Genomic DNA, 19655 nt, shown 5'->3' on the forward strand with positions numbered 1-19655 from the left:
GGTTTACAGTCCCGCTTTGCAGCCAATGCATAACGATTGGGCAAAACGCATAACTTGCCCTTGCGCCGGGGACGGCCCATATACGGGCGCAACACAGGATGGAGGCAGACATGGCAGACGATCAGTTCCCCGGCTGGCACGGGACCACGATCATCGGCGTCAAGAAGGGCGGCGAGGTGGTGATTGCGGGCGATGGCCAGGTCAGCCTGGGCCAGACCGTGATCAAGGGCACCGCCCGCAAGGTGCGGCGGCTGAGCCCCGGCGGCTATCAGGTGGTGGCGGGCTTTGCCGGGTCTACGGCGGATGCGTTCACCCTGCTGGAGCGGCTGGAGGCCAAGCTGGAGGCAACGCCGGGACAGCTGGCGCGCGCCTCGGTCGAGCTGGCCAAGGATTGGCGCACAGACAAGTACCTGCAAAAGCTGGAGGCGATGCTGATCGTCAGCGACGGGCAGGACATGTTCGTGATCACCGGCGCGGGCGACGTGCTGGAACCAGAACATGACGTGGCGGCCATCGGCTCGGGCGGGAATTTCGCGCTGGCCGCCGCGCGAGCGATGATGGACAGCGACAAGAGCGCCGAAGAGGTGGCCCGCGCCGCCATGGCGATTGCCGCCGATATCTGCGTCTATACCAACGGCAATCTGACGGTCGAGAAGATCGTCAAATAATTCCAAGACGCCCGAGCCGGCTGGCTCAGGCGTCTTCCTTGTCGACGAGACCGGCCAAAAGTTCGACCCTTTGTTGTGAAAAGTCGCCCGGCAGCAGGACTGGTTCGCGCATGGCCCGCACAAAGAACTGCCGGAATCGCGCGCGCATTTGACACCACGCCAGCAGTTTCACCCCTTGGGGCGGATGTACCAGAGCCAGCGGCAACACGGTCCGCCCGGTTTCGTTGTCCGAAAGGTCGCAATAGCCAAAGGCGATCGGGCGGCACTCCCGGATGGCCATGTGCACCAGCGCTAGGTTCGACGGATCGGCGGCGGGCGCGTCCGCGCGCCAATAGGCCGAGGGCCGCTCATCGAGCCTGCGATAAAGGCGGCATAACAGCGCCGCTTCGGGGTCGGTGACCGCAAGATTGGCGATGGCGGCATTGGCGGCGGCGGTTTCAACCGGATCGCCGCGATGATGCGCGAGGGCCAGCCCCCGCAAGGCGGCATCGCGCAGATCCAGTTGCAGGCCAGCCTGAGCACCGGAAGCGGATGCGGCCGATGCCCCCACACCCAGCGCCGCTGCACCGCTGACAAGGCGGGACGCCAATTCGCGCCGCGTGAACGCCCGGTCTGGCGGTATGATCGCTGAGGAGGACATGTCCTGTTCCTGTACATCGCAAAAAAGCCGCTTGTATGCCGGATCGGTCTGCCTGGGTCGAGCTGTTTGAGTGCAACGCGAACTGCTGAGGCCCAAGTGATGCGCGCATGATACAAAGACCAAGGATAGCAAACCTGGTCCGGCACCGGATGATCGATGTGATTGTCGCATGAAATGAGGCCGCGCCAGGGGCGCGGCCTCGCGGGCGGAGAGAGTGAGTGGTGGCGCCCGTTAGTGAATTTTGGCAACGCCCAGCGGCACACCGGCCACGTCGCACCAGATGTAGACTTCGTTATAGGCGGAAACGTCCCAGGTCGGCGGCACCGCATAACGCTGCTTTCCGGTCAGCGACAGCAGCGCGCCAAGCTTGGTGTCCGGATCGTATTGGCCGTCCTTGCCGAAGGCGACGCGCGGATCCGGGCCGCCATCGAGAGAGAAATCGTCGCCAAGTTCGACAACATAGCGTTCGCCATCTTTAACCAGTTTCACCGAGCCAGAGGTGACATGGTTGGAACGGCCTTCGAAATGACCCTTGGCCCCGCCCGCAAAGGCGGCGGTGCTGGAAGCAAGCGCCACGGCAACGCCGGCGGCGGTGGCAAACAAAGAACGACGGGTGATCATGAGTGGTGAATTCCCTTGGTTGGACTTAGCGTCTGATGCGCACTGCGAGACGTAAGCTGGCGCTCGCCATGCGGAAAGGCTCCCTCACGCATAGCTGAAAGCGCGTGTCCTGCGGTGAACGTCGCCCGACCGGCTTGTGTTTTCGGCCCCCATGCTTAGGTTCCGGGCTGACACAACGAGATTGAGAGCACATGACCGACCTGACCCCGCGCGAGATCGTCTCGGAGCTTGACCGTTTCATCATCGGCCAGAAGGACGCCAAGCGCGCCGTTGCCGTGGCGCTGCGCAACCGCTGGCGGCGCAAGCAGTTGGCCGACGACCTGCGCGACGAGGTATACCCGAAGAACATCCTGATGATCGGCCCCACCGGCGTGGGCAAGACCGAGATCAGCCGCCGTCTGGCGAAACTGGCGCGCGCGCCCTTTATCAAGGTCGAGGCGACCAAGTTCACCGAGGTGGGATATGTCGGGCGCGATGTCGAACAGATCATCCGCGATCTGGCCGATGCGGCGATCATGCAGACCCGCGAATACATGCGCGACGAGGTCAAGGCACGGGCGCAAAAGGCGGCCGAGGATAGGGTGATCGAGGCGATTGCCGGCGAGGATGCCCGCGAAGGCACGCGCGAGATGTTCCGCAGGAAGCTGAAGACAGGCGAGCTGGACGATACGGTGATCGAGCTGGAACTGGCCGATACCGGAAACCCGATGTCGATGTTCGAGATCCCGGGCCAGCCCGGCGCGAACATGGGGATGATGAACCTGGGCGATCTCTTCGGCAAGGCGTTTGCCGGGCGCACCACGCGCAAGAAGATGACCGTGGCCGACAGTTACGAGGTGCTGATCGGGGAAGAGGCAGACAAGCTGTTGGATGACGAGGTGGTCACCCGCACCGCGCTGGAAGCGGTCGAGCAGAACGGCATCGTATTCCTCGATGAGATCGACAAGGTCTGTGCCCGTTCGGACGCGCGCGGCGCCGATGTCAGCCGCGAGGGCGTGCAGCGCGACTTGCTGCCGCTGATCGAGGGCACCACTGTCAGCACCAAATACGGGCCGATCAAGACCGACCATATCCTGTTCATCGCCAGCGGCGCGTTCCATATCGCCAAGCCCAGCGACCTGCTTCCGGAATTGCAGGGGCGGTTGCCGATCCGCGTCGAACTCAGGGCGCTGACCGAAGAGGATTTCGTGCGCATCCTGACCGAGACCGACAACGCGCTGACCCGGCAATATACCGCGCTGATGGGGACCGAGGAGGTAACGGTCGCCTTTACCCCCGACGGGATCGCGGCGCTGGCCCGGATCGCGGCCGAGGTGAACCAAAGCGTCGAGAATATCGGGGCGCGGCGCCTTTATACCGTGATGGAGCGGGTGTTTGAGGAGCTGTCGTTTACCGCGCCGGACCGGGCGGGAGAGGCGGTGACGGTCGATGCCGCATTTGTCGAAACCAATCTGGGCGAATTGGCGCGGTCGACCGATCTGAGCCGTTACGTACTTTAGTGTTGAATGCTGCTGGCCCGTGCTGGGCCAGCCGCCATTCGATCTGGATTTTTCAGGTGAGGCGGGTATCGTACCGGTATCCTGAGACCTGATTTTCGATATCCAGATTGGACGACCCATGATTAGAACCTTGTCCGGCTTCGGCACAGCCGTTTTGTGCGCCGCTCTTCTGTCTGCCAGCGCCGAGGCGCAGAACAGCAAGTTTGATTTGACCGGCGTTTCGATTGCCCCGATGAAAACCGCCAACCTGTGTTCCAAGATCGGCGGCAAGGGCGCGCAACCCGAACTGGTGCTGAAACACAGCGCGGTGGCCGGGACCAAGATCAAGGTCCGGATGTATGACGTCCACGGCAAGCGGGATGTCACAGAGCATAACACGGTACGGGTGAAATCCTCGGGCTCGGGTCAGACGGTTGTCAACTCGGGCTTCCGGCCACCCTGCAACACGACGGGCGGGCGCAAGAATTCAAGTTACCGCTTCGACGTCTCGGTAGGCGGCAAGACGACCACCGTCATCTGGGGCAACTACGATTCCGGCAAGAAAAAGATCGTTCCGTGATCTGACGACGCGATCTAGGCACCGGCGGGAAACCGCCGCGGCGGCGACCCGGGTCGGCGCCCGATTGCGATTGTGCCCGAACCAAGGGCAACTTGTCACATAAAGGTAGCGGTTGGCGGGTCCTTCGACTATGTGAACGGGCGGGTGCAAAAGGGCCGGACGGTCCCGGCCCAACCGACAGGATTCCGGTTCCCGGCGTCTTAACTCCTTTGCGCGGATCCGCCCGCCACGAAGAAGCCCATGCGTGTTGCGACCCTGGTTGTTGTTCTGGTTTCGATTGTCTCGGGCTGTACCGACCGGTCTTATACCCCGGTGACACCGGACGCCTTGCAGGTTGGCACGGCGGCAACCGTGTTTGCGGCCACAACCCGGGTACAAGAGGCGGACGGGTCATTTGGCCCGGATCGGGCAGACCGGCTGAGCCTGTTGGAACTGACCGTGTCGATCCCGCCTGACCGCCGCCCGGGGCGTCTGGATTTCGGATATGGCAGCGCCAACCCCGAAAAGCAGTTCATCCTGGCGGGGCAGAAAGTGTTCGACCAGCCAGAGCAGTTCGGCGCGCGATTGCGCGAGGAACTGGTGGGGCGGCCTCGGGGCGATCGCGAACTGACGCTGTTCATCCATGGGTTCAACTCGACTCAGACCGAAACCGCTTACCGGGCTGCGCAACTGGCCCATGACATCGAAATGCCGGGCGTGCTGATGGTGTATTCCTGGCCCAGCAAGGGGCACGCGCTGGCCTATGCCTATGACGGCGACAGCGTGGTGTTTGCGCGGGACGGGCTGGAAGAGGTGCTGTTGCGGCTTGGCGCGTCGGATCTGGACCGGTTGAACGTCGTGGCGCATTCGATGGGGTCGTTTCTGTTGATGGAAGCGCTGCGCCAGATCGACTTGCAGAAACCGGGATGGGCGGCGCGTAATCTGCATGGTGTCGTACTGATCTCGCCCGATCTGGATCTGGACGTGTTCCGCAGCCAGCTGAGCCGTTTGGCCGAGGTGCCGCAGCCCTTTGTGGTGATGGCGTCGGAAAAGGACAACGTGCTGAACCTGTCGCGCAGGCTGCGCGGCAAGCAGAGCGGCGAGCGGTTGGGGCAGATAAGTTCCGCGGCGCTGATCGCCGATCTGCCGGTGACGGTGATCGACACCAGCAAGTTTTCGGACGAGGCGGAATCGGGCCATTTCGTCGCCGCCACCTCGCCCACATTGTTGGCGATGATCGCCGATGCCCGCAACATGACAAACCTGTTCGAAGCCGGCGGTCTGCCGTTGGAGCGCGCGTTTCCCGGGATCGTGACCTATGCCGAGGAATACCTTGGCGTCGATCTGTCCGGCGGTTCACGCTGAGTCTGAACCATCGCTCGCCGCCGGGCAGGGCTAGAGGATCGCGTCTCCCGCATCGAGTTCTGCCAATGCCGGGGCCTCGCCCACGCTCATGTTGGCGTATTCGAGCAAGAAGTTGCTGTCCTTGATGTTGTATTTCACCTCGACGAACAGTTCGACGCCGGATGGCGGCAGGCCATAATCGGTGTGGAAGGCGAAATAGTCGTCGGCCGAACCTTCCTGTTCGATCTCGATCATCATGTAGCGGTTGCCGGCGGAGTCGCTGACCCAGTAATACGCCTCGCCAAAGATCTGTCCGCCATTGCCGATCTCTTCGCCCGCAGCGTTGCGTACCGCCGCGACCTGGCCCGTTTCGTCGTCGGCGTATTCGTTGACTAGGTTATCGCCGGACAGATAGGGATCGTCGTCGTCAACGCTGATGAACACCGTGGGGGCGGATGGCAGCATGATGTTGAACCCCGCAAAAAGGTTCTCGCGGCCCTCCAGGGTCAGGTCAAATTCGTTGAAGGCGGTGAAGGTGTAGTCCGGTTCCGGATCGGGGTCCGGTTCCGGATCGGGATCGGGATCGGGGTCCGGTTCCGGATCGGGGTCCGGATCGGCAAGCGTCGCGGCCAGCGTCTGGTATTCCGGCAGCAGGGTGTTGTCCTTGATATTGACCTTTCGATCCACCGTCAGTTCGGTTCCGGGATCGGGAATGCCGAAATCGGTGACGAAGGCAAAGAAATCCGCGGCGGTGCCTTCCTGTTCGATCTCGACCAGCATGTAACGGTTGCCGGCGTCGTCGCTGACCCAATAATAGACCTCGCCGTAAATCTTGCCGCCGCTGCCAAGCTCGTTGCCGTCGGAGTCGATGATGGTGGCTTCCTGGCCGCTGTCGTCATCGGCGACCTCGTCCGTGTCGTTGTCGCCGGACAACACGCCATCGTCATCGGTTACGGTAATCGTGACAGTGGATGCCTCCGGCACCCTGATCGTGTCGCGAAGGAAGAAATTCGTTCTTCCGTTGATGATCAAATCGGTTTCACGAAAAACGCTGAACTCAAAAGTATCAACAGGCATTTCCAATCCCCCCAGACGGAAATTCTAGGGTCGGGTACTGACCCTCTATACCACTGTATATCGAAGATCGGATGAATTGTCGAAAATTCGCTCTTTCCGTAACCGGCAACAGCGATAGTTGCTGTATGGGAAACAAAGAGGGCGTTGTTGCGCTTATTGTCGTCTGCGGCGCAGGTATACGTAATATGCCCCGTCTCCGCCGTGGCTCAGGTGGGCTGGTGTGACCTGTAGCACCGCCTGTGCCAGGGGCGGCAGGGACAACCATTGCGGCACCTGGTGGCGCAATACACCACGCGGTGTGGGAATCGGCCCCGGCTCGTCCCGGTCCTTGCCCTTGCCGGTGACCACCAGTACCAGCCGCCGGTCCTGTGCCTGCGCGGTCAGGATGAACCGCACCAGCGCGGGGTGGGCCGCATCGACCCGCATGCCATGCAAGTCCAGCTTGCCCTCGGGTTTCAGCTTGCCCCGGCGCATCCTTGTATAGGCCTTTGGGTCCATCTGCACCGGGGCGCGCGACAGCCGGTCGGTGATCGAGGGGGACAGCGCATGGCGGGCCGGAGTGGCGCGCGCCGCCTGTCCCAATTCAAACGGTTCCAAGGACATCGGCAGAGGTTTGGTTGGCTTTGGTTTTGGCAGCGTCTGGGGATGTACCCCATCCACACGCTCGGGGTGCAGCCTGTCCGCTTGCCGGACCACCTTGCGCCAGAGGTCCACCTCGTCCCTTGTCAGTTTTCGCCGGGTCATCAGAGCCCGTCCGGCAACAGGGCATAGGCGCGCTGGATGGGCAGGAGCACCACCATGCGGCCGGGATCGCGCAGGGTGCCGGCCGCGCGGCCAGCGGCATCGCCGGTGCCAAAGAAAATATCGGCCCGTTGCGCGCCCTTGATCGCCGAGCCGGTATCCTGTGCCACCATCAGGCGGCGCATCTTGCCCTGGCCGTTCTTTTCGATCCAGACCGGCGCGCCCAGCGGCGTATGCGCGGGATCGACCGCGATCGACCGCAACGCCGTGACGGAACGGTTCATCGCGCCAAGCGGCCCCTGATCGGCGGGCACGTGGCGCAATTCGCGGAAGAAGACATAAGACGGATTGTGGAACAGCAATTCCTGGCCCGCTTCGGGATTGCGGCGCACCCAGTTCTTGATCACTTCGGCGCTGACCTGATGCGCCGAATAGACGCCGCGCCGCACAAGCTCTACCCCGACCGAGCGGTAGGGATGACCGTTAGCGCCGCCGTAGCCCACACGCAGGGTCTGACCGTCGGGCAGGCGGATCCGCCCTGAACCCTGGATCTGGAGAAAGAACAGCTCGACCGGGTCATCGACCCAGGCGATTTCCAGACCGCGATTGTCCATCACGCCCGAGGTCAGGATCTGGCGCCGGTCGAGCCAGGGGTTCGCCTCGCGCGCCTCGGGCGGCATCCTGTAGAGCGGGTAGCGAAACCGCGCCGTGGGAAACCGCGATCCGGTCAGCTCGGGCTCGAAATAGCCGGTGAACAGGCAGTCCTGGCCGTCCTCGATCAACACGGGGCGAAAGAACAGCTCAAAAAAGGCGCGCGCGGTGTCGGGGGTCTGCTCCCGGGCCATGGCGCAGAGCGCCCGCCAGTCGGGATCATCGAACGTGTCACAGGTGTTGGTAAAAACCGAAAGGGCCGCGGCATGATCATCCGCAGCCCATCCATCCAACGAGTCGAAGGTGAGAATCGTGTGCATCGTCTCAGCCGCTCCGGTCTGGGCGGTCAGGATGGCTCCTGCCAGAACTGCCGACCGGAGCGCGCCAATCATGCGTCCGTTGCAACAAGCAACCAGTTGGGGTCGTCGTTGCCCATGACGCGGGCAAAGGTCCAGACATCCTTTTGACGTTTGACTGCGGTCGGGCTGCCTTCGACGATATCGCCGCCGCGATCGCGCACGACCGAAGTCAGTTCACCCATGAAGCGCATGGTGATCTCGGCACGGTTGCTGTCCTTGTCGAAGTGGACATTCTGGATCGCGGTTTCGCGGACGCCGACAAATTCGGCCTCGATGCTGAGACCCTGATCCTCGCGGGCGGCAACCACGTTGACGAAGGTTTCGAACACGTCCTCGGCCAGGAAGGGTTCGATTTCCTTCAGGTTACCGCGTTCGAAGCCCATCACGATCATCTCATAGGCGCCCCGGGCGCCCTGAACAAAATCGGTGACCGAGAACGAGGGCTCGACCCGCTTCATGGCGGCCAGCTCCTGGGCTTGCGGGCTGTCTTCGGGCACGTGATCGGTGATGTCGCGATCGGGTCCACCCTCGATCACCTCGAAATCTCGGCGGGCGCGGGTTTCGGGCTGCTGTGGCACGGGTGGCTTTTCGAAACCCTCGCGGGTGCCCAGCACGCTTTTCAGGCGCAGGATCAGGAATATCGCGATGCCGGCCAGCACAAGCAGCTGGATCAGGGGTGAGTTCATTGTGTCCTCGTCTCAGGCAAGAAACTTTGTAAGTTTCGCTTCCGGTCACTATGTAGGGAACCGATCCGGTCAAGTCCACAGCCGAGGATAAGCGAAAGGGCAAAGCACATGTACCTGTTTCTGGCATTTCTGCTGGTTCCCATCATCGAAATTGCCCTGTTCATTCAGGTTGGCGGCCTGATCGGGCTGTGGCCGACGCTGGGTATAGTGGTGCTGACCGCTGTTCTGGGCACATGGCTGGTGCGGACACAAGGTCGCATGGCGATGGGCCAATTGCAGCGGGCTTTCTCGGATCTCGACGATCCGACCGAACCGCTGGCGCATGGGGCGATGATCCTGTTTTCCGGCGCGCTGCTTCTGACGCCCGGCTTTTTCACCGATGCGCTGGGGTTTGCCCTGCTGATTCCGGCGGTGCGGGTGGCGGTGTTCCGTTACGTTCGGTCGCGCGTGACGGTGACCCAGTTCCAGATGGGGACGAGAGCGGGATTTGACAGCCCGCGCGGCAGTTATGGCGGCGGGGGTGACGTCATCGATGGCGAATGGGAAGAGGTTCAGCAACCGCGCAGGCGGGACAGCGGCCCATCCGGCTGGGTCGAAGGGCCCGACCGGCATTGAGGTGATCTGGCCTAGCTGCTAAGCATGTGCGAATTATCATTCCGGAGGAATTTCATGGCCGAAAACGAAGCCCAGGGTGACGCAGCAGCCGCACCCCAGCAACCGCCCCAGATCCAGATGCGGGTTCTGACGCAGTTCATCCGCGACATGTCTTTCGAGAATGTCATGGCGCAGCGTGGCGCAACAGGCGAAGTTCAGCCCGATGTCAGCGTGCAGGTTTCGCTGGATGCCAAAAAGCGCACCGCTGACAATCAGTTCGAAGTGTCGATCAAGCTGAACATCAAATCCAAGGCCAAAGGCATGGATGATGTGCTGTTCCTGCTCGAGCTGGATTATTGCGGCATCTTCCACGTCGAGGGCGTGCCGAACGAGCAGCTGCATCCGTTCCTGCTGATCGAATGCCCGCGCATGCTGTTCCCGTTCCTGCGCCGGATCGTCAGCGACGTGACCCGCGACGGCGGTTACCCGCCGCTGAACCTGGACAGCATCGACTTTATGGCGCTGTACCGCAGCGAGCTGGCACGCCAGCAAGCCGCCGCGCAGGCACAAAAAGAACAGAAGGCCGACGCCTGATCCTGTTTACGCGCCTGGCCCGGGGTCAGGCGCGTTTCCACACCGCCTTGTCGCCGAGTTTGTCGACAAACGCCTCGTGCGCCGCGCGCTCATCCTCAGTGAGGCGGGACGGCAAAGGGGCGGGACGCGGATAGGCGCGCCAGGTCTCGGTCGGACCTGCGCCAGTGTTGGCCACAGCGGACAGGCCGAAATCCGGCTGCTTTCCTCCGATCAGTTCCAGATAGACCTCGGCCAGAATCTCTGAATCGAGAAGCGCGCCGTGCAGCACCCGGTTCGAGTTGTCGATGCCAAAGCGGCGGCAGAGCGCATCCAGCGTTGCGGGCGAGCCCGGAAACTTGCGCCGCGCCATAGCCAGCGTGTCGATGGCGCGGTCAAAGGGGATCTCTGGAAGCCCCATCCAGCGCAGTTCGGCATTGAGGAACTTCATGTCGAACGCCGCGTTGTGGATCACCAGTTTTGCATCACCGATGAAGTCGCGGAACGCCCGGCCGACGCGGGCAAAGACGGGTTTGTCCTTGAGCGTCACCTGTCCGGGCTGCGGCTGTTGCGGCGGCTCAAGAATATCGGGGCCGATACCGTGCACGCCAAAGGCCTCGGCCGGCATCATACGTTCGGGATTGATGTATTGGTGATAGGTTTCGCCGGTGGCAACGTGATTCCACAGCTCAATCGCGCCAATCTCGACAATGCGGTCGCCTGTTTCCGGATCGAAACCGGTTGTTTCCGTATCGAGAACAATCTCACGCATCGATTTGCCTTGCCCGTATCTGCCTGACCACATCCTGCACCTGTGCGCGGGCATGGTCCAGTGTGTCGGTCACGATGACGAAATCGGAACGGGCGCATTTTTCGTCATTGGGCATCTGCTTGGCGCGGATCTGCTCGAACTGGGCCTCGGTCATGGTGCCGCGCGCCATCACGCGGGCCTTTTGCTCGTCAGGCGGGATCGAGACGCAGGCGACGGCATCCATCGCCGCATCGCCGCCGGTTTCGAACAACAGAGGAATGTCGAAGACGAGGATGTCGGCGGTTGCGGTTTCGCGAAATCGCGCGCGATCCTGCGCCACCAGGGGATGAACGATAGATTCGATCCGTTTCAGCGCCGATGGGTCGGCGGCGATGAGCGCCTTGAGCGCATCACGGCTGACCGCGTCATTCAAAATGGCATCGGGGAAGGCGGAACGCATCGGTTCGACCGCCGCGCCGCCGGGTGAATAGAGCCGGTGAACGGCGGCATCCGCATCCCAAAGCGCGCATCCCGCTTCGACAAACAGGCGCGCCGTGGTCGACTTGCCCATGCCGATGGAGCCGGTCAGGCCAAGTACAAATGTCATCTGAGGGCGGCCGCCCGGGTTGCCGCGTCGACAACGGGGCGTTCGCCGAACCAGCGTTCGAACCCGGGAACCGCCTGGTGCAGTAACATGCCAAGCCCGTCCACCGTGGTGCACCCCATCTCTTCGGCAGTCGCCAGCAGGCGGGTCTTGAGCGGGGTATAGACCAGATCGGTCACAACGGCGTCGCGACGCAACCCATCCAGCGGAACCCGCAACTCGGGTTTGCCAATCATGCCAAGCGAGGTGGTGTTGACCACCAGACGCGCGTCTTCGACGACGTTTCCGGCCTGCACCCAATCGGTCACGGTAACGCGCTGGCCAAAATCGTCGCGCAGCTTTTCGGCGCGGGGCCGGGTGCGGTTTGTGACGATGATCTCGGGCACGCCAGCCTCGGCCAGGGCGGTAATGACCGCACGGGCCGCGCCGCCAGCGCCGAACACCACGGCCGGGCCTGATTTCGGATCCCAATCGGGTGCACCGCTGCGCAGGTTTTCCATGAATCCGTAGCCGTCGGTATTGTCGCCCAGAATACGGCCATCCTCGCGAAAGGTGAGCGTGTTCACCGCGCCGATCAGGGTGGCCCGGTCGGTAATCTGATCGACTGCGGACATCACCGCCTCTTTATGTGGAATGGTGACGTTGACGCCGACAAACCCGGCCTTGGGCAGGGTGCGGATCACCTGCACCAGATCCTGCGGGGCGACATCCATCGGGATGTAATGCCCGTTGATCCCGTAGGTCTTGAGCCAATGGCCATGCAGGCGGGGCGATTTCGAATGCGCGATCGGGTGCCCGATCACCCCGGCCAGTGGAATTCGGCTGTCCGTCATGTTTCTATCACCCCGCGCATCGCCAGAAAGTTGAGTAGTTCCAACATGGGCATACCCAAAACGTTAAAATAGTCCCCGTCAATGGTGGTGAAAAGCCGAACACCTTCTTCCTCGAGCTTATAGGCGCCGACCGCGTGGCGGATGCTCTCCCAGTTGCGGTTAACGTATCCCGACAGATAGGCGTCGGACATCTCTCGCATCCTGAGCCGCACCTGTCCCACATGGCGCCAGATCGGCTGGCCATCCTGACAGATCACCGCCGCCGACAGCAGCATGTGGCGCTGGCCGCGCATCTCTTTGAGTTGCGCCAGCGCGGTGTCCGGGCTGTCGGGCTTGGACAGCATCCTGCCCTGAAAGTCGAGCACCTGATCGCAGCCGATCACCATGGCGCCGGGATTCTTGTCGCTGACCTTGCGCGCCTTGAGCTCGGCCAGAGCGTCGGCGATGTCGCGCGGCGGCGCGCTCTCGGCCACAAGCGCGGATTTTACGGTTTCTTCATCAACACGCGGCACGATCCTGGTAAATGGAATGGCCGCGTTTTCCAGCAGCCTGGCCCGGATTTCGGAACCGGATGCAAGGATCAAGGGGACAGTCATGTGGAAAACCCCGTGGGCAAGGCGTTGATTTGGCTTGCAAGGGTTTTCATTCTTTTCGGCTTGACACGCAACCCCGGGGAAAACGCGTGTTTCCCGGGGGAGTCGCCCGACTTCCGTCCTTTTGGGGTAAGGATAACCCGTGCCGGCGGGAGAAAACGGGTTTTCCCGGTAAAGACCTCGGCCGCCCTTGGATTGTCCACTCAGGTGATCAAGGTTTAACCTTTTGTTTAATAACACTATATTACAAGATTTCCACATCCGTGGATCAATCTGACCCGAGTTGTTCAGGCTGGGGAAAAACCCGGGATGACAAAATAATCCACGGGGTTCGTCATGCCTACAAAACCTACATCCTTTCTTCTCTTCTATATTTATGATTAGACCCGACCCGGCGTATCGGAGCGAGACAAGATGGAAGACCTGCTGTTCGTGATCTATCCTTGGGTCAAGTCCCTGCACATCATGGCGGTGATCAGCTGGATGGCCGGATTGTTCTATCTGCCCAGGCTCTTTGTGTATCATGTCGAAAAGGCAGAGAAGGTGCAGGACGCCTCGGCGATCTTTCAGGAAATGGAAGAAAAGCTGATCCGGGTGATCATGCGCCCGGCAATGGTGGTGTCCTGGGTGTGCGGCCTGCTGATGGTACTGACGCCAGGGATCGTCGACTGGACCGAGATCTGGCCCTGGGCCAAGGGCGCGTCGGTAATCGGCATGACCTGGTTCCATCATTGGCTGGCCCTGCGCCGCAAGGATTTCCTGGAAGGCCGCAACCAGTTGACCGGGCGCCAGTACCGGATGATGAACGAGGTTCCGACGCTGCTGATGGTGGTGATCGTGCTGGCGGTGATCCTAAAGTTCTGATCCCCCTTTGACTCTGCCCGCCAGCGGCCTTATCTAGGCCACAAGCGCCCGTCCGGGCAGCCGTGCAATTCCCGATGCCAATTCCGTTTGAGCCGCTTCTGCAAGCGGCAGAGGACCGTATACGATGACGATCGAATCCCTGAATCTTGCCGACCTCAAAGCCAAGAGCCCCAAGGACCTGCTGGCCATGGCCGAGGATCTGGAGATCGAGAACGCCTCGACCATGCGCAAGGGCGAGATGATGTTCCAGATCCTGCGCGAACGCGCCGACGAGGGCTGGACCATCGGTGGCGACGGCGTGCTGGAAGTGTTGCAGGACGGGTTCGGGTTTCTGCGCTCGCCCGAGGCGAACTATCTGCCGGGTCCGGACGACATCTATGTCTCGCCCGACATGATCCGCCAGTATTCGCTGCGCACCGGTGACACGGTCGAGGGAGAGATCAAGGCGCCCGACGACAACGAGCGCTATTTCGCCCTGACCAATGTCACCAAGATCAACTTTGAAGATCCTGAAAAGGCGCGGCACAAGATCGCCTTTGATAACCTGACGCCGCTTTATCCCGATGAACGGCTGAAGATGGAGATCGAGGATCCGACCATCAAGGACCGGTCGGCCCGGGTGATCGACCTGGTTGCGCCGATCGGCAAGGGCCAGCGTTCGTTGATCGTGGCGCCGCCGCGGACGGGTAAGACGGTGATCTTGCAGAACATCGCCCACTCGATCGAGAAGAACCACCCCGAGTGCTATCTGATCGTTCTGCTGATCGACGAACGCCCCGAGGAAGTCACCGATATGCAGCGTTCGGTCAAGGGCGAGGTGGTGTCCTCGACCTTTGACGAGCCGGCCGCGCGTCACGTGGCGGTGTCGGAAATGGTGATCGAAAAGGCCAAGCGTCTGGTCGAACATAAACGAGATGTTGTTATCCTACTCGACTCGATCACAAGACTTGGTAGGGCCTTCAACACCGTGGTGCCGTCCTCGGGCAAGGTGCTGACCGGTGGTGTGGATGCAAACGCGCTGCAACGGCCCAAGCGGTTCTTTGGTGCGGCGCGGAACATCGAAGAGGGCGGTTCGCTGACCATCATTGCCACCGCGCTGATCGACACCGGCAGCCGGATGGACGAAGTGATCTTTGAAGAATTCAAAGGTACCGGTAACTCGGAACTGGTTCTGGACCGCAAGATTGCCGACAAGCGCGTGTTCCCGGCTATCGACATCCTCAAGTCCGGTACCCGGAAAGAGGATCTGTTGGTCGAGAAGAGCGATCTGCAAAAGACCTTTGTTCTGCGCCGTATCCTGAACCCGATGGGCACCACCGACGCCATCGAGTTCCTGCTGTCGAAGCTGAAACAGACCAAGACCAACGGCGAATTCTTCGATTCAATGAACACCTGATCCGGGTCGGTCCGGGGCAAGGGGCTTGGGATGGACACGATTTTTGCCATGGCTACGGCACAGGGAAAGGCCGGCGTGGCGGTTATCCGCCTGTCCGGGCTAAACGCGCATGCGGCCGCCGAAAGACTGACAGGATCACCTGTGCCAGCGCGCGGTATGCTGGTGCGGACGCTGTACGGTGGTGATGGTGCGCGGCTGGACGATGGCGTTGTCCTGAGTTTCTCGGGTCCAGCCAGTTTCACCGGCGAAGACGTTGTCGAGTTTCAGATTCATGGCAGCCTTGCCACGACCGAGGCGATATTGCGCCGACTTGCGGAACTGGACGGTTTGCGCCTGGCAGAACCCGGAGAGTTCACCCGGCGTGCGCTGGAAAACGGCAAACTCGATTTGGCCCAGGTCGAAGGTCTGGCCGATCTGATCGACGCGGAGACCGAAGCGCAACGCAAGCAGGCACAGGCGGTTCTGGCCGGGGCCTTGGGGCAGGTGGCCGAAGAATGGCGGCGCAAGCTGATCCGGGCGGCCGCCTTGCTGGAGGCAGTCATCGACTTTGCCGATGAAGAAGTGCCGACAGATGTGACGCCCGAGGTGCAAGGATTGCTGGGTGAGGTGCGTGCGCAACTGGCGCACCAGATCTCTGGGGTGCGCATCGCTGAACGGATCCGAACCGGATTCGAGGTCGCCATTGTCGGGCCGCCGAACGCCGGAAAATCCACGTTGTTGAACATGCTCGCCGGGCGCGAGGCGGCCTTGACCTCGGAGATTGCCGGGACGACCCGGGATGTTATCGAAGTCCGGATGGATCTGGGCGGGTTGCCGGTTACATTGCTTGATACGGCCGGTTTGCGCGATACTGGCGATGTGGTCGAGGGAATGGGGATTGCCTTGGCGCGGCGCCGGGCGGAAAGCGCGGACCTGCGGGTGTTCCTGACCGATGATCTGGCGGCCACCGGGATTCCCATGCGCGATGGCGATATCCACGTTCTGCCGAAGGCTGATCAACGGGATACGGTTGATGGCGCTGTATCCGGGGTAACGGGGCAGGGCATCGATGTATTGGTGGACCGGATCGGGCAAGTGTTGAAAACACGCTCGGCCAGTGCGGGAATCGCCACCCGGGAACGGCACCGCCAGGCCATGCTGAAAGCCGATGACGCATTGACCCACGCCGAAGGTATTTTAGATTCGGGCCCGGAAATGTACGATATAGCAGCCGAAGAACTGCGCACGGCGATCCGGGCCCTTGAATCCCTGGTTGGGCGGATCGATGTTGAAAACCTGTTGGATGAGATCTTTGCGTCCTTCTGTCTGGGAAAGTGAGGAGTGTTTCACGTGAAACATTCGGAGTTTGACGTCATTGTAATTGGCGCCGGTCATGCCGGTGCCGAGGCCGCTCATGCGGCTGCCCGGATGGGTGTCCGCACGGCCCTTGTCACCCTGTCAGAGCGGGACATCGGCGTGATGTCCTGTAACCCTGCCATCGGCGGGCTAGGCAAAGGCCATCTGGTCCGCGAGATCGACGCGATGGACGGCGTCATGGGCCGCGTTGCCGACAAAGCCGGTATCCAGTTTCGCTTGCTGAATCGTCGTAAGGGACCGGCCGTGCAAGGGCCACGGGCGCAGGCAGATCGGGCGTTGTATCGCGCAGCTATGCTTGCGGAAACGCGAAGCCGTCAGGGGCTGACCGTTGTCGAGGGAGAGGTTGTCGATTTCTTGATGCAAGGAAACGTGGTTTCCGGGGTCGTCTTGAAGGATGGCTCGGAACTGCGATCCCAGGCGGTCATCCTGACATCGGGCACTTTCCTGCGCGGTGTCATTCATATCGGTGACGTTTCCCGTCCGGGTGGTCGAATGGGCGATCGCCCGTCGGTGAGGCTTGCTGAACGTCTGGATGGTTTTGGCTTGCCGATGGGGCGCCTGAAAACCGGCACTCCACCACGCCTGGATGGTCGAACGATCAACTGGGAAGTGCTGGAACGGCAGGACGGCGATGAAGATCCGGTTCTGTTTTCCTTCCTGTCCAGGTCGGTTTACGCGCGGCAGATCTCCTGCGGGATCACACACACAAACTTGCGAACGCATGAGATTATCGAGAAGAACCTGAATCGATCCGCCATGTATGGCGGCCATATCGAAGGGCTCGGGCCGCGATATTGCCCCTCGATCGAGGACAAGGTTGTTCGCTTCTCCGACAAGGACTCGCACCAGGTGTTCCTGGAACCCGAGGGGTTGGAGGATCACACGGTCTATCCAAACGGGATTTCCACGTCGCTACCGGTAGATGTTCAAGAAGCCTATGTGCGTTCGATATATGGGTTGGAGGAAGTCCAAATCCTTCAGCCTGGCTATGCCATCGAATACGATTACGTCGATCCCCGTGCCTTGACGTCGCAATTGGCGCTGCCCGGGGTTCCGGGCCTGTATCTGGCCGGGCAGATCAACGGCACCACGGGCTACGAGGAAGCTGCGGCGCAAGGGTTGGTTGCGGGGCTGAATGCGGCATGCCGTGTTCTTGATCGCGATCCGGTTAAGTTCAGCCGCGGCAACAGTTATATCGGGGTGATGATCGACGATCTCACCACGCGAGGCGTAACTGAACCCTATCGGATGTTTACCTCCCGCGCCGAGTTCCGGCTTTCGCTGAGGGCGGATAACGCCGATCAGCGACTGACAACCATGGGAATCGAACTTGGGTGTGTTGGCGCAGAAAGGGTAGGGTCCTTTCTCGAAAAGGCGGACAAGCTGACTGCGGCTAAATCGGTCCTGGAGGGGTCGAGCTTTACCCCAAAAGAAATCCTCGCCGCAGGGATCGCGATAAACCAGGATGGAGCCCGTCGTTCCGGGCTTCAAGTCCTGGCATTTCCGAATGCCTCGTTTGAAAACGTCGTTCAGCTGATCCCTGAACTACAGGAAACGGACGACGAAATTCGGCAACAAGTCGAACGGGATGCTTTGTACGCGAACTACATCGTGCGACAGGAGCGCGACGTAGAGGCAATGAAGCGGGATGAGTCTTTTGTGATCCCGTTCGACTTCGATTTTCACGCACTGGATGGGCTTTCAAACGAGTTGAAACTAAAGCTGAGCAAGGCACGCCCTGAGAATGTTGGTCAGGCCGCGCGTGTGGATGGGGTAACGCCTGCGGCGCTGGCCCTGATCCTTGCGCGGTTGCGGCGTGAGGCAAAGGCGCGATCTGCATGAATGGCGAGGCAGATCGGCAGAGATTTGATGTTTCACGTGAAACATTTGATCGGCTGACGCATTACGTGGAACTGGTCCGCAAGTGGAACCCAAGGATCAATTTGGTGTCCCGACGAAGCCTAGAGGAAATTTGGGACAGGCACATCGCCGATTCCATTCAGGTTTTTGATCTCGTGGAAACGGTAGACAAATGGGTGGACCTGGGCAGCGGCGGCGGCTTTCCCGGAATGGTTTGCGCAATCCTGGCGCGCGAAAAGATGCCATCGACCCATTTTGTCTGCATTGAAAGCGATCAGAGAAAGGCCGCGTTCCTGAGAACCGTGGCCAGAGAATGCGATACGCACTGTCAGGTTATCGCGCAGCGGATCGAACAGGTGGCACCGCAAGAGGCCGATATCCTCTCAGCCCGGGCGCTGACGGATCTGACCGGGCTGCTGGGCTTTGCTGAAAGACATTTGAAAACAGGCGGAACCGCGCTGTTTCCCAAGGGGGAAGCCTGGAAAAAAGAGGTGGAGGACGCGCGGAAGCAATGGAAATTCGACCTCGTTCCCGCTACTAGTTTGACTGAGCCTCAAGCCGTTGTTTTGAAACTCAAAGGAATCGCGCGTGTCTGATCTTTCCCGTCCAACCGGCCCCCGGATCATCGCGGTTGCCAATCAAAAAGGCGGAGTCGGAAAAACAACGACAGCCATAAACCTGGCAGCGGCACTGGCCGAAACCGGCTTGCGTGTGCTTGTTGTGGATCTGGACCCGCAGGGCAATGCCTCGACCGGTCTGGGAATCGAAGATCGGGATGTCACCACATATGAACTGCTGGTCGATGATGCGCCTTTGAATGCTGTCATCCAGGAAACAAGCATTCCCGGTTTGTCCATCGTGCCGGCAACGGTAGATCTGAGCTCGGCCGATATTGAGCTGATGGCAAATGAAAAGCGCAGTTTCCTGTTGCACGATGCGTTGCGGCAGACCGCGATGGATTCGTTTGCCTGGGACTACATCCTGATCGATTGCCCGCCGTCGCTGAACCTGTTGACGGTCAACGCAATGGTTGCCGCGCATTCCGTATTGGTTCCGTTGCAGAGCGAATTCTTTGCGCTGGAGGGATTGTCGCAGCTGATGCTGACGATTCGAGAAGTGCGTCAGGCGGCAAATCCGGATCTGCGGATCGAAGGTGTTGTGTTGACTATGTATGACAAACGCAACAACTTGTCCCAGCAGGTTGAAAAGGATGCCCGCGACAATCTGGGAGAACTGGTGTTTGAAACCCGGATTCCGCGAAATGTGCGGGTCAGCGAGGCGCCGTCCTTTGCCCTGCCGGTGCTGAGTTACGATCCCAATTCCCTGGGTGCGATTGCCTATCGGGACCTGGCGGCCGAGCTGCTGAAGAAACATAACAAGATCGCCGCCTGAGCGGCAGAGAGGAGCGAC

The 19655-nt window shown here is 60.9% G+C and carries 22 protein-coding genes; 12 read left to right on the forward strand and 10 right to left on the reverse strand.

The features are described 5' to 3' along the window. The first annotated feature begins 110 nt into the window (after positions 1-110). Positions 111-668: an ATP-dependent protease subunit HslV gene (hslV, locus tag G0P99_RS15690; protein WP_164131431.1), complete on the forward strand. Its 558-nt coding sequence runs from the start codon at positions 111-113 to the stop codon at positions 666-668. Positions 669-693: 25 nt separating this feature from the next. Here the strand turns inward: hslV and G0P99_RS15695 are convergent, their stop codons facing one another. Both G0P99_RS15695 and G0P99_RS15700 read right to left on the reverse strand, forming a co-directional pair. After that, positions 694-1308 carry a WYL domain-containing protein gene (locus tag G0P99_RS15695; RefSeq protein WP_164131432.1) on the reverse strand — a complete coding sequence of 205 codons (615 nt, stop codon included), beginning with the start codon at positions 1306-1308 and terminating at the stop codon, positions 694-696. Between the two features lie 231 nt (positions 1309-1539). Beyond that, entirely contained in the window at positions 1540-1929 is a 390-nt protein-coding gene (locus G0P99_RS15700; RefSeq protein ID WP_164131433.1) for a DM13 domain-containing protein, read from the reverse strand. A 191-nt stretch (positions 1930-2120) separates the two neighbouring features. On the opposite strand from G0P99_RS15700, the gene hslU reads away from it, so the two are divergent. From hslU to G0P99_RS15715, 3 genes are all read left to right on the forward strand, one after another. Next, positions 2121-3428 (forward strand): ATP-dependent protease ATPase subunit HslU, encoded by a 1308-nt coding sequence (hslU, locus tag G0P99_RS15705; RefSeq protein WP_164131434.1) that lies wholly within the window; start codon positions 2121-2123, stop codon positions 3426-3428. Positions 3429-3546: 118 nt separating this feature from the next. Then, positions 3547-3987 (forward strand): hypothetical protein, encoded by a 441-nt coding sequence (locus G0P99_RS15710; RefSeq protein WP_164131435.1) that lies wholly within the window; start codon positions 3547-3549, stop codon positions 3985-3987. A 240-nt stretch (positions 3988-4227) separates the two neighbouring features. Then, positions 4228-5331 (forward strand): alpha/beta hydrolase, encoded by a 1104-nt coding sequence (locus G0P99_RS15715; protein ID WP_164131436.1) that lies wholly within the window; start codon positions 4228-4230, stop codon positions 5329-5331. 30 nt (positions 5332-5361) lie between these two features. On the opposite strand, the gene G0P99_RS24550 is transcribed toward G0P99_RS15715, so the two are convergent. From G0P99_RS24550 to G0P99_RS15735, 4 genes are all read right to left on the reverse strand, one after another. Next, complete coding sequence (locus G0P99_RS24550) at positions 5362-6387, reverse strand: hypothetical protein (protein WP_203583132.1); 1026 nt, start codon at positions 6385-6387, stop codon at positions 5362-5364. Positions 6388-6540: 153 nt separating this feature from the next. Beyond that, positions 6541-7131, reverse strand: a complete 591-nt coding sequence (locus tag G0P99_RS15725; RefSeq protein WP_164131437.1) for a Smr/MutS family protein — start codon at positions 7129-7131, stop codon at positions 6541-6543. After that, the gene (locus G0P99_RS15730) at positions 7131-8171 is read right to left on the reverse strand and encodes a murein transglycosylase A (RefSeq protein WP_164131438.1); all 1041 of its coding nucleotides are present in this window, start codon (positions 8169-8171) and stop codon (positions 7131-7133) included. The genes G0P99_RS15725 and G0P99_RS15730 overlap by 1 nt, the downstream gene beginning before the upstream one ends. Continuing rightward, the gene (locus G0P99_RS15735) at positions 8168-8824 is read right to left on the reverse strand and encodes a Tim44/TimA family putative adaptor protein (RefSeq protein WP_164131439.1); all 657 of its coding nucleotides are present in this window, start codon (positions 8822-8824) and stop codon (positions 8168-8170) included. The genes G0P99_RS15730 and G0P99_RS15735 overlap by 4 nt, the downstream gene beginning before the upstream one ends. A 108-nt stretch (positions 8825-8932) precedes the next feature. On the opposite strand from G0P99_RS15735, the gene G0P99_RS15740 reads away from it, so the two are divergent. Continuing rightward, positions 8933-9439 carry an FxsA family protein gene (locus G0P99_RS15740; protein ID WP_164131440.1) on the forward strand — a complete coding sequence of 169 codons (507 nt, stop codon included), beginning with the start codon at positions 8933-8935 and terminating at the stop codon, positions 9437-9439. A gap of 54 nt (positions 9440-9493) precedes the next feature. After that, a complete protein-coding gene (gene secB, locus G0P99_RS15745) occupies positions 9494-10012 on the forward strand; it encodes a protein-export chaperone SecB (protein WP_164131441.1) in 519 nt (172 codons plus the stop codon). Positions 10013-10037: 25 nt separating this feature from the next. Here secB and dnaQ read toward each other — a convergent pair whose 3' ends face one another. From dnaQ to G0P99_RS15765, 4 genes are read right to left on the reverse strand one after another with little or no spacing between them, the layout of a single operon-like run. Then, positions 10038-10760, reverse strand: coding sequence for a DNA polymerase III subunit epsilon (dnaQ, locus tag G0P99_RS15750; protein ID WP_164131442.1), 723 nt, complete (start codon positions 10758-10760; stop codon positions 10038-10040). Then, complete coding sequence (coaE, locus tag G0P99_RS15755; protein ID WP_164131443.1) at positions 10753-11346, reverse strand: dephospho-CoA kinase; 594 nt, start codon at positions 11344-11346, stop codon at positions 10753-10755. Before coaE ends, dnaQ begins: the two co-directional genes overlap by 8 nt. After that, the gene (locus G0P99_RS15760) at positions 11343-12176 is read right to left on the reverse strand and encodes a shikimate dehydrogenase (RefSeq protein ID WP_164131444.1); all 834 of its coding nucleotides are present in this window, start codon (positions 12174-12176) and stop codon (positions 11343-11345) included. The genes coaE and G0P99_RS15760 overlap by 4 nt, the downstream gene beginning before the upstream one ends. Further along, positions 12173-12772, reverse strand: coding sequence for a nucleoside triphosphate pyrophosphatase (locus tag G0P99_RS15765; RefSeq protein ID WP_164131445.1), 600 nt, complete (start codon positions 12770-12772; stop codon positions 12173-12175). Before G0P99_RS15765 ends, G0P99_RS15760 begins: the two co-directional genes overlap by 4 nt. A gap of 411 nt (positions 12773-13183) precedes the next feature. On the opposite strand from G0P99_RS15765, the gene G0P99_RS15770 reads away from it, so the two are divergent. The 6 genes from G0P99_RS15770 (at position 13184) to G0P99_RS15795 (ending at position 19637) form a co-directional block, all read left to right on the forward strand. Further along, positions 13184-13633: a CopD family protein gene (locus G0P99_RS15770; protein WP_164131446.1), complete on the forward strand. Its 450-nt coding sequence runs from the start codon at positions 13184-13186 to the stop codon at positions 13631-13633. Between the two features lie 124 nt (positions 13634-13757). Then, a complete protein-coding gene (gene rho / locus G0P99_RS15775; protein ID WP_164131447.1) occupies positions 13758-15029 on the forward strand; it encodes a transcription termination factor Rho in 1272 nt (423 codons plus the stop codon). A 30-nt stretch (positions 15030-15059) separates the two neighbouring features. Next, positions 15060-16346, forward strand: a complete 1287-nt coding sequence (gene mnmE, locus G0P99_RS15780) for a tRNA uridine-5-carboxymethylaminomethyl(34) synthesis GTPase MnmE (RefSeq protein WP_164131448.1) — start codon at positions 15060-15062, stop codon at positions 16344-16346. Between the two features lie 12 nt (positions 16347-16358). Then, positions 16359-18227, forward strand: coding sequence for a tRNA uridine-5-carboxymethylaminomethyl(34) synthesis enzyme MnmG (mnmG, locus tag G0P99_RS15785; RefSeq protein WP_164131449.1), 1869 nt, complete (start codon positions 16359-16361; stop codon positions 18225-18227). Further along, a complete protein-coding gene (gene rsmG / locus G0P99_RS15790) occupies positions 18224-18841 on the forward strand; it encodes a 16S rRNA (guanine(527)-N(7))-methyltransferase RsmG (RefSeq protein ID WP_164131450.1) in 618 nt (205 codons plus the stop codon). Before mnmG ends, rsmG begins: the two co-directional genes overlap by 4 nt. Continuing rightward, the gene (locus tag G0P99_RS15795) at positions 18834-19637 is read left to right on the forward strand and encodes a ParA family protein (protein WP_164131451.1); all 804 of its coding nucleotides are present in this window, start codon (positions 18834-18836) and stop codon (positions 19635-19637) included. Before rsmG ends, G0P99_RS15795 begins: the two co-directional genes overlap by 8 nt. Positions 19638-19655 lie beyond the last annotated feature (18 nt).

Origin of the sequence: Ruegeria sp. PrR005, from assembly GCF_010500245.1 — a bacterium.
Taxonomy (GTDB): domain Bacteria; phylum Pseudomonadota; class Alphaproteobacteria; order Rhodobacterales; family Rhodobacteraceae; genus Ruegeria_B; species Ruegeria_B marisflavi.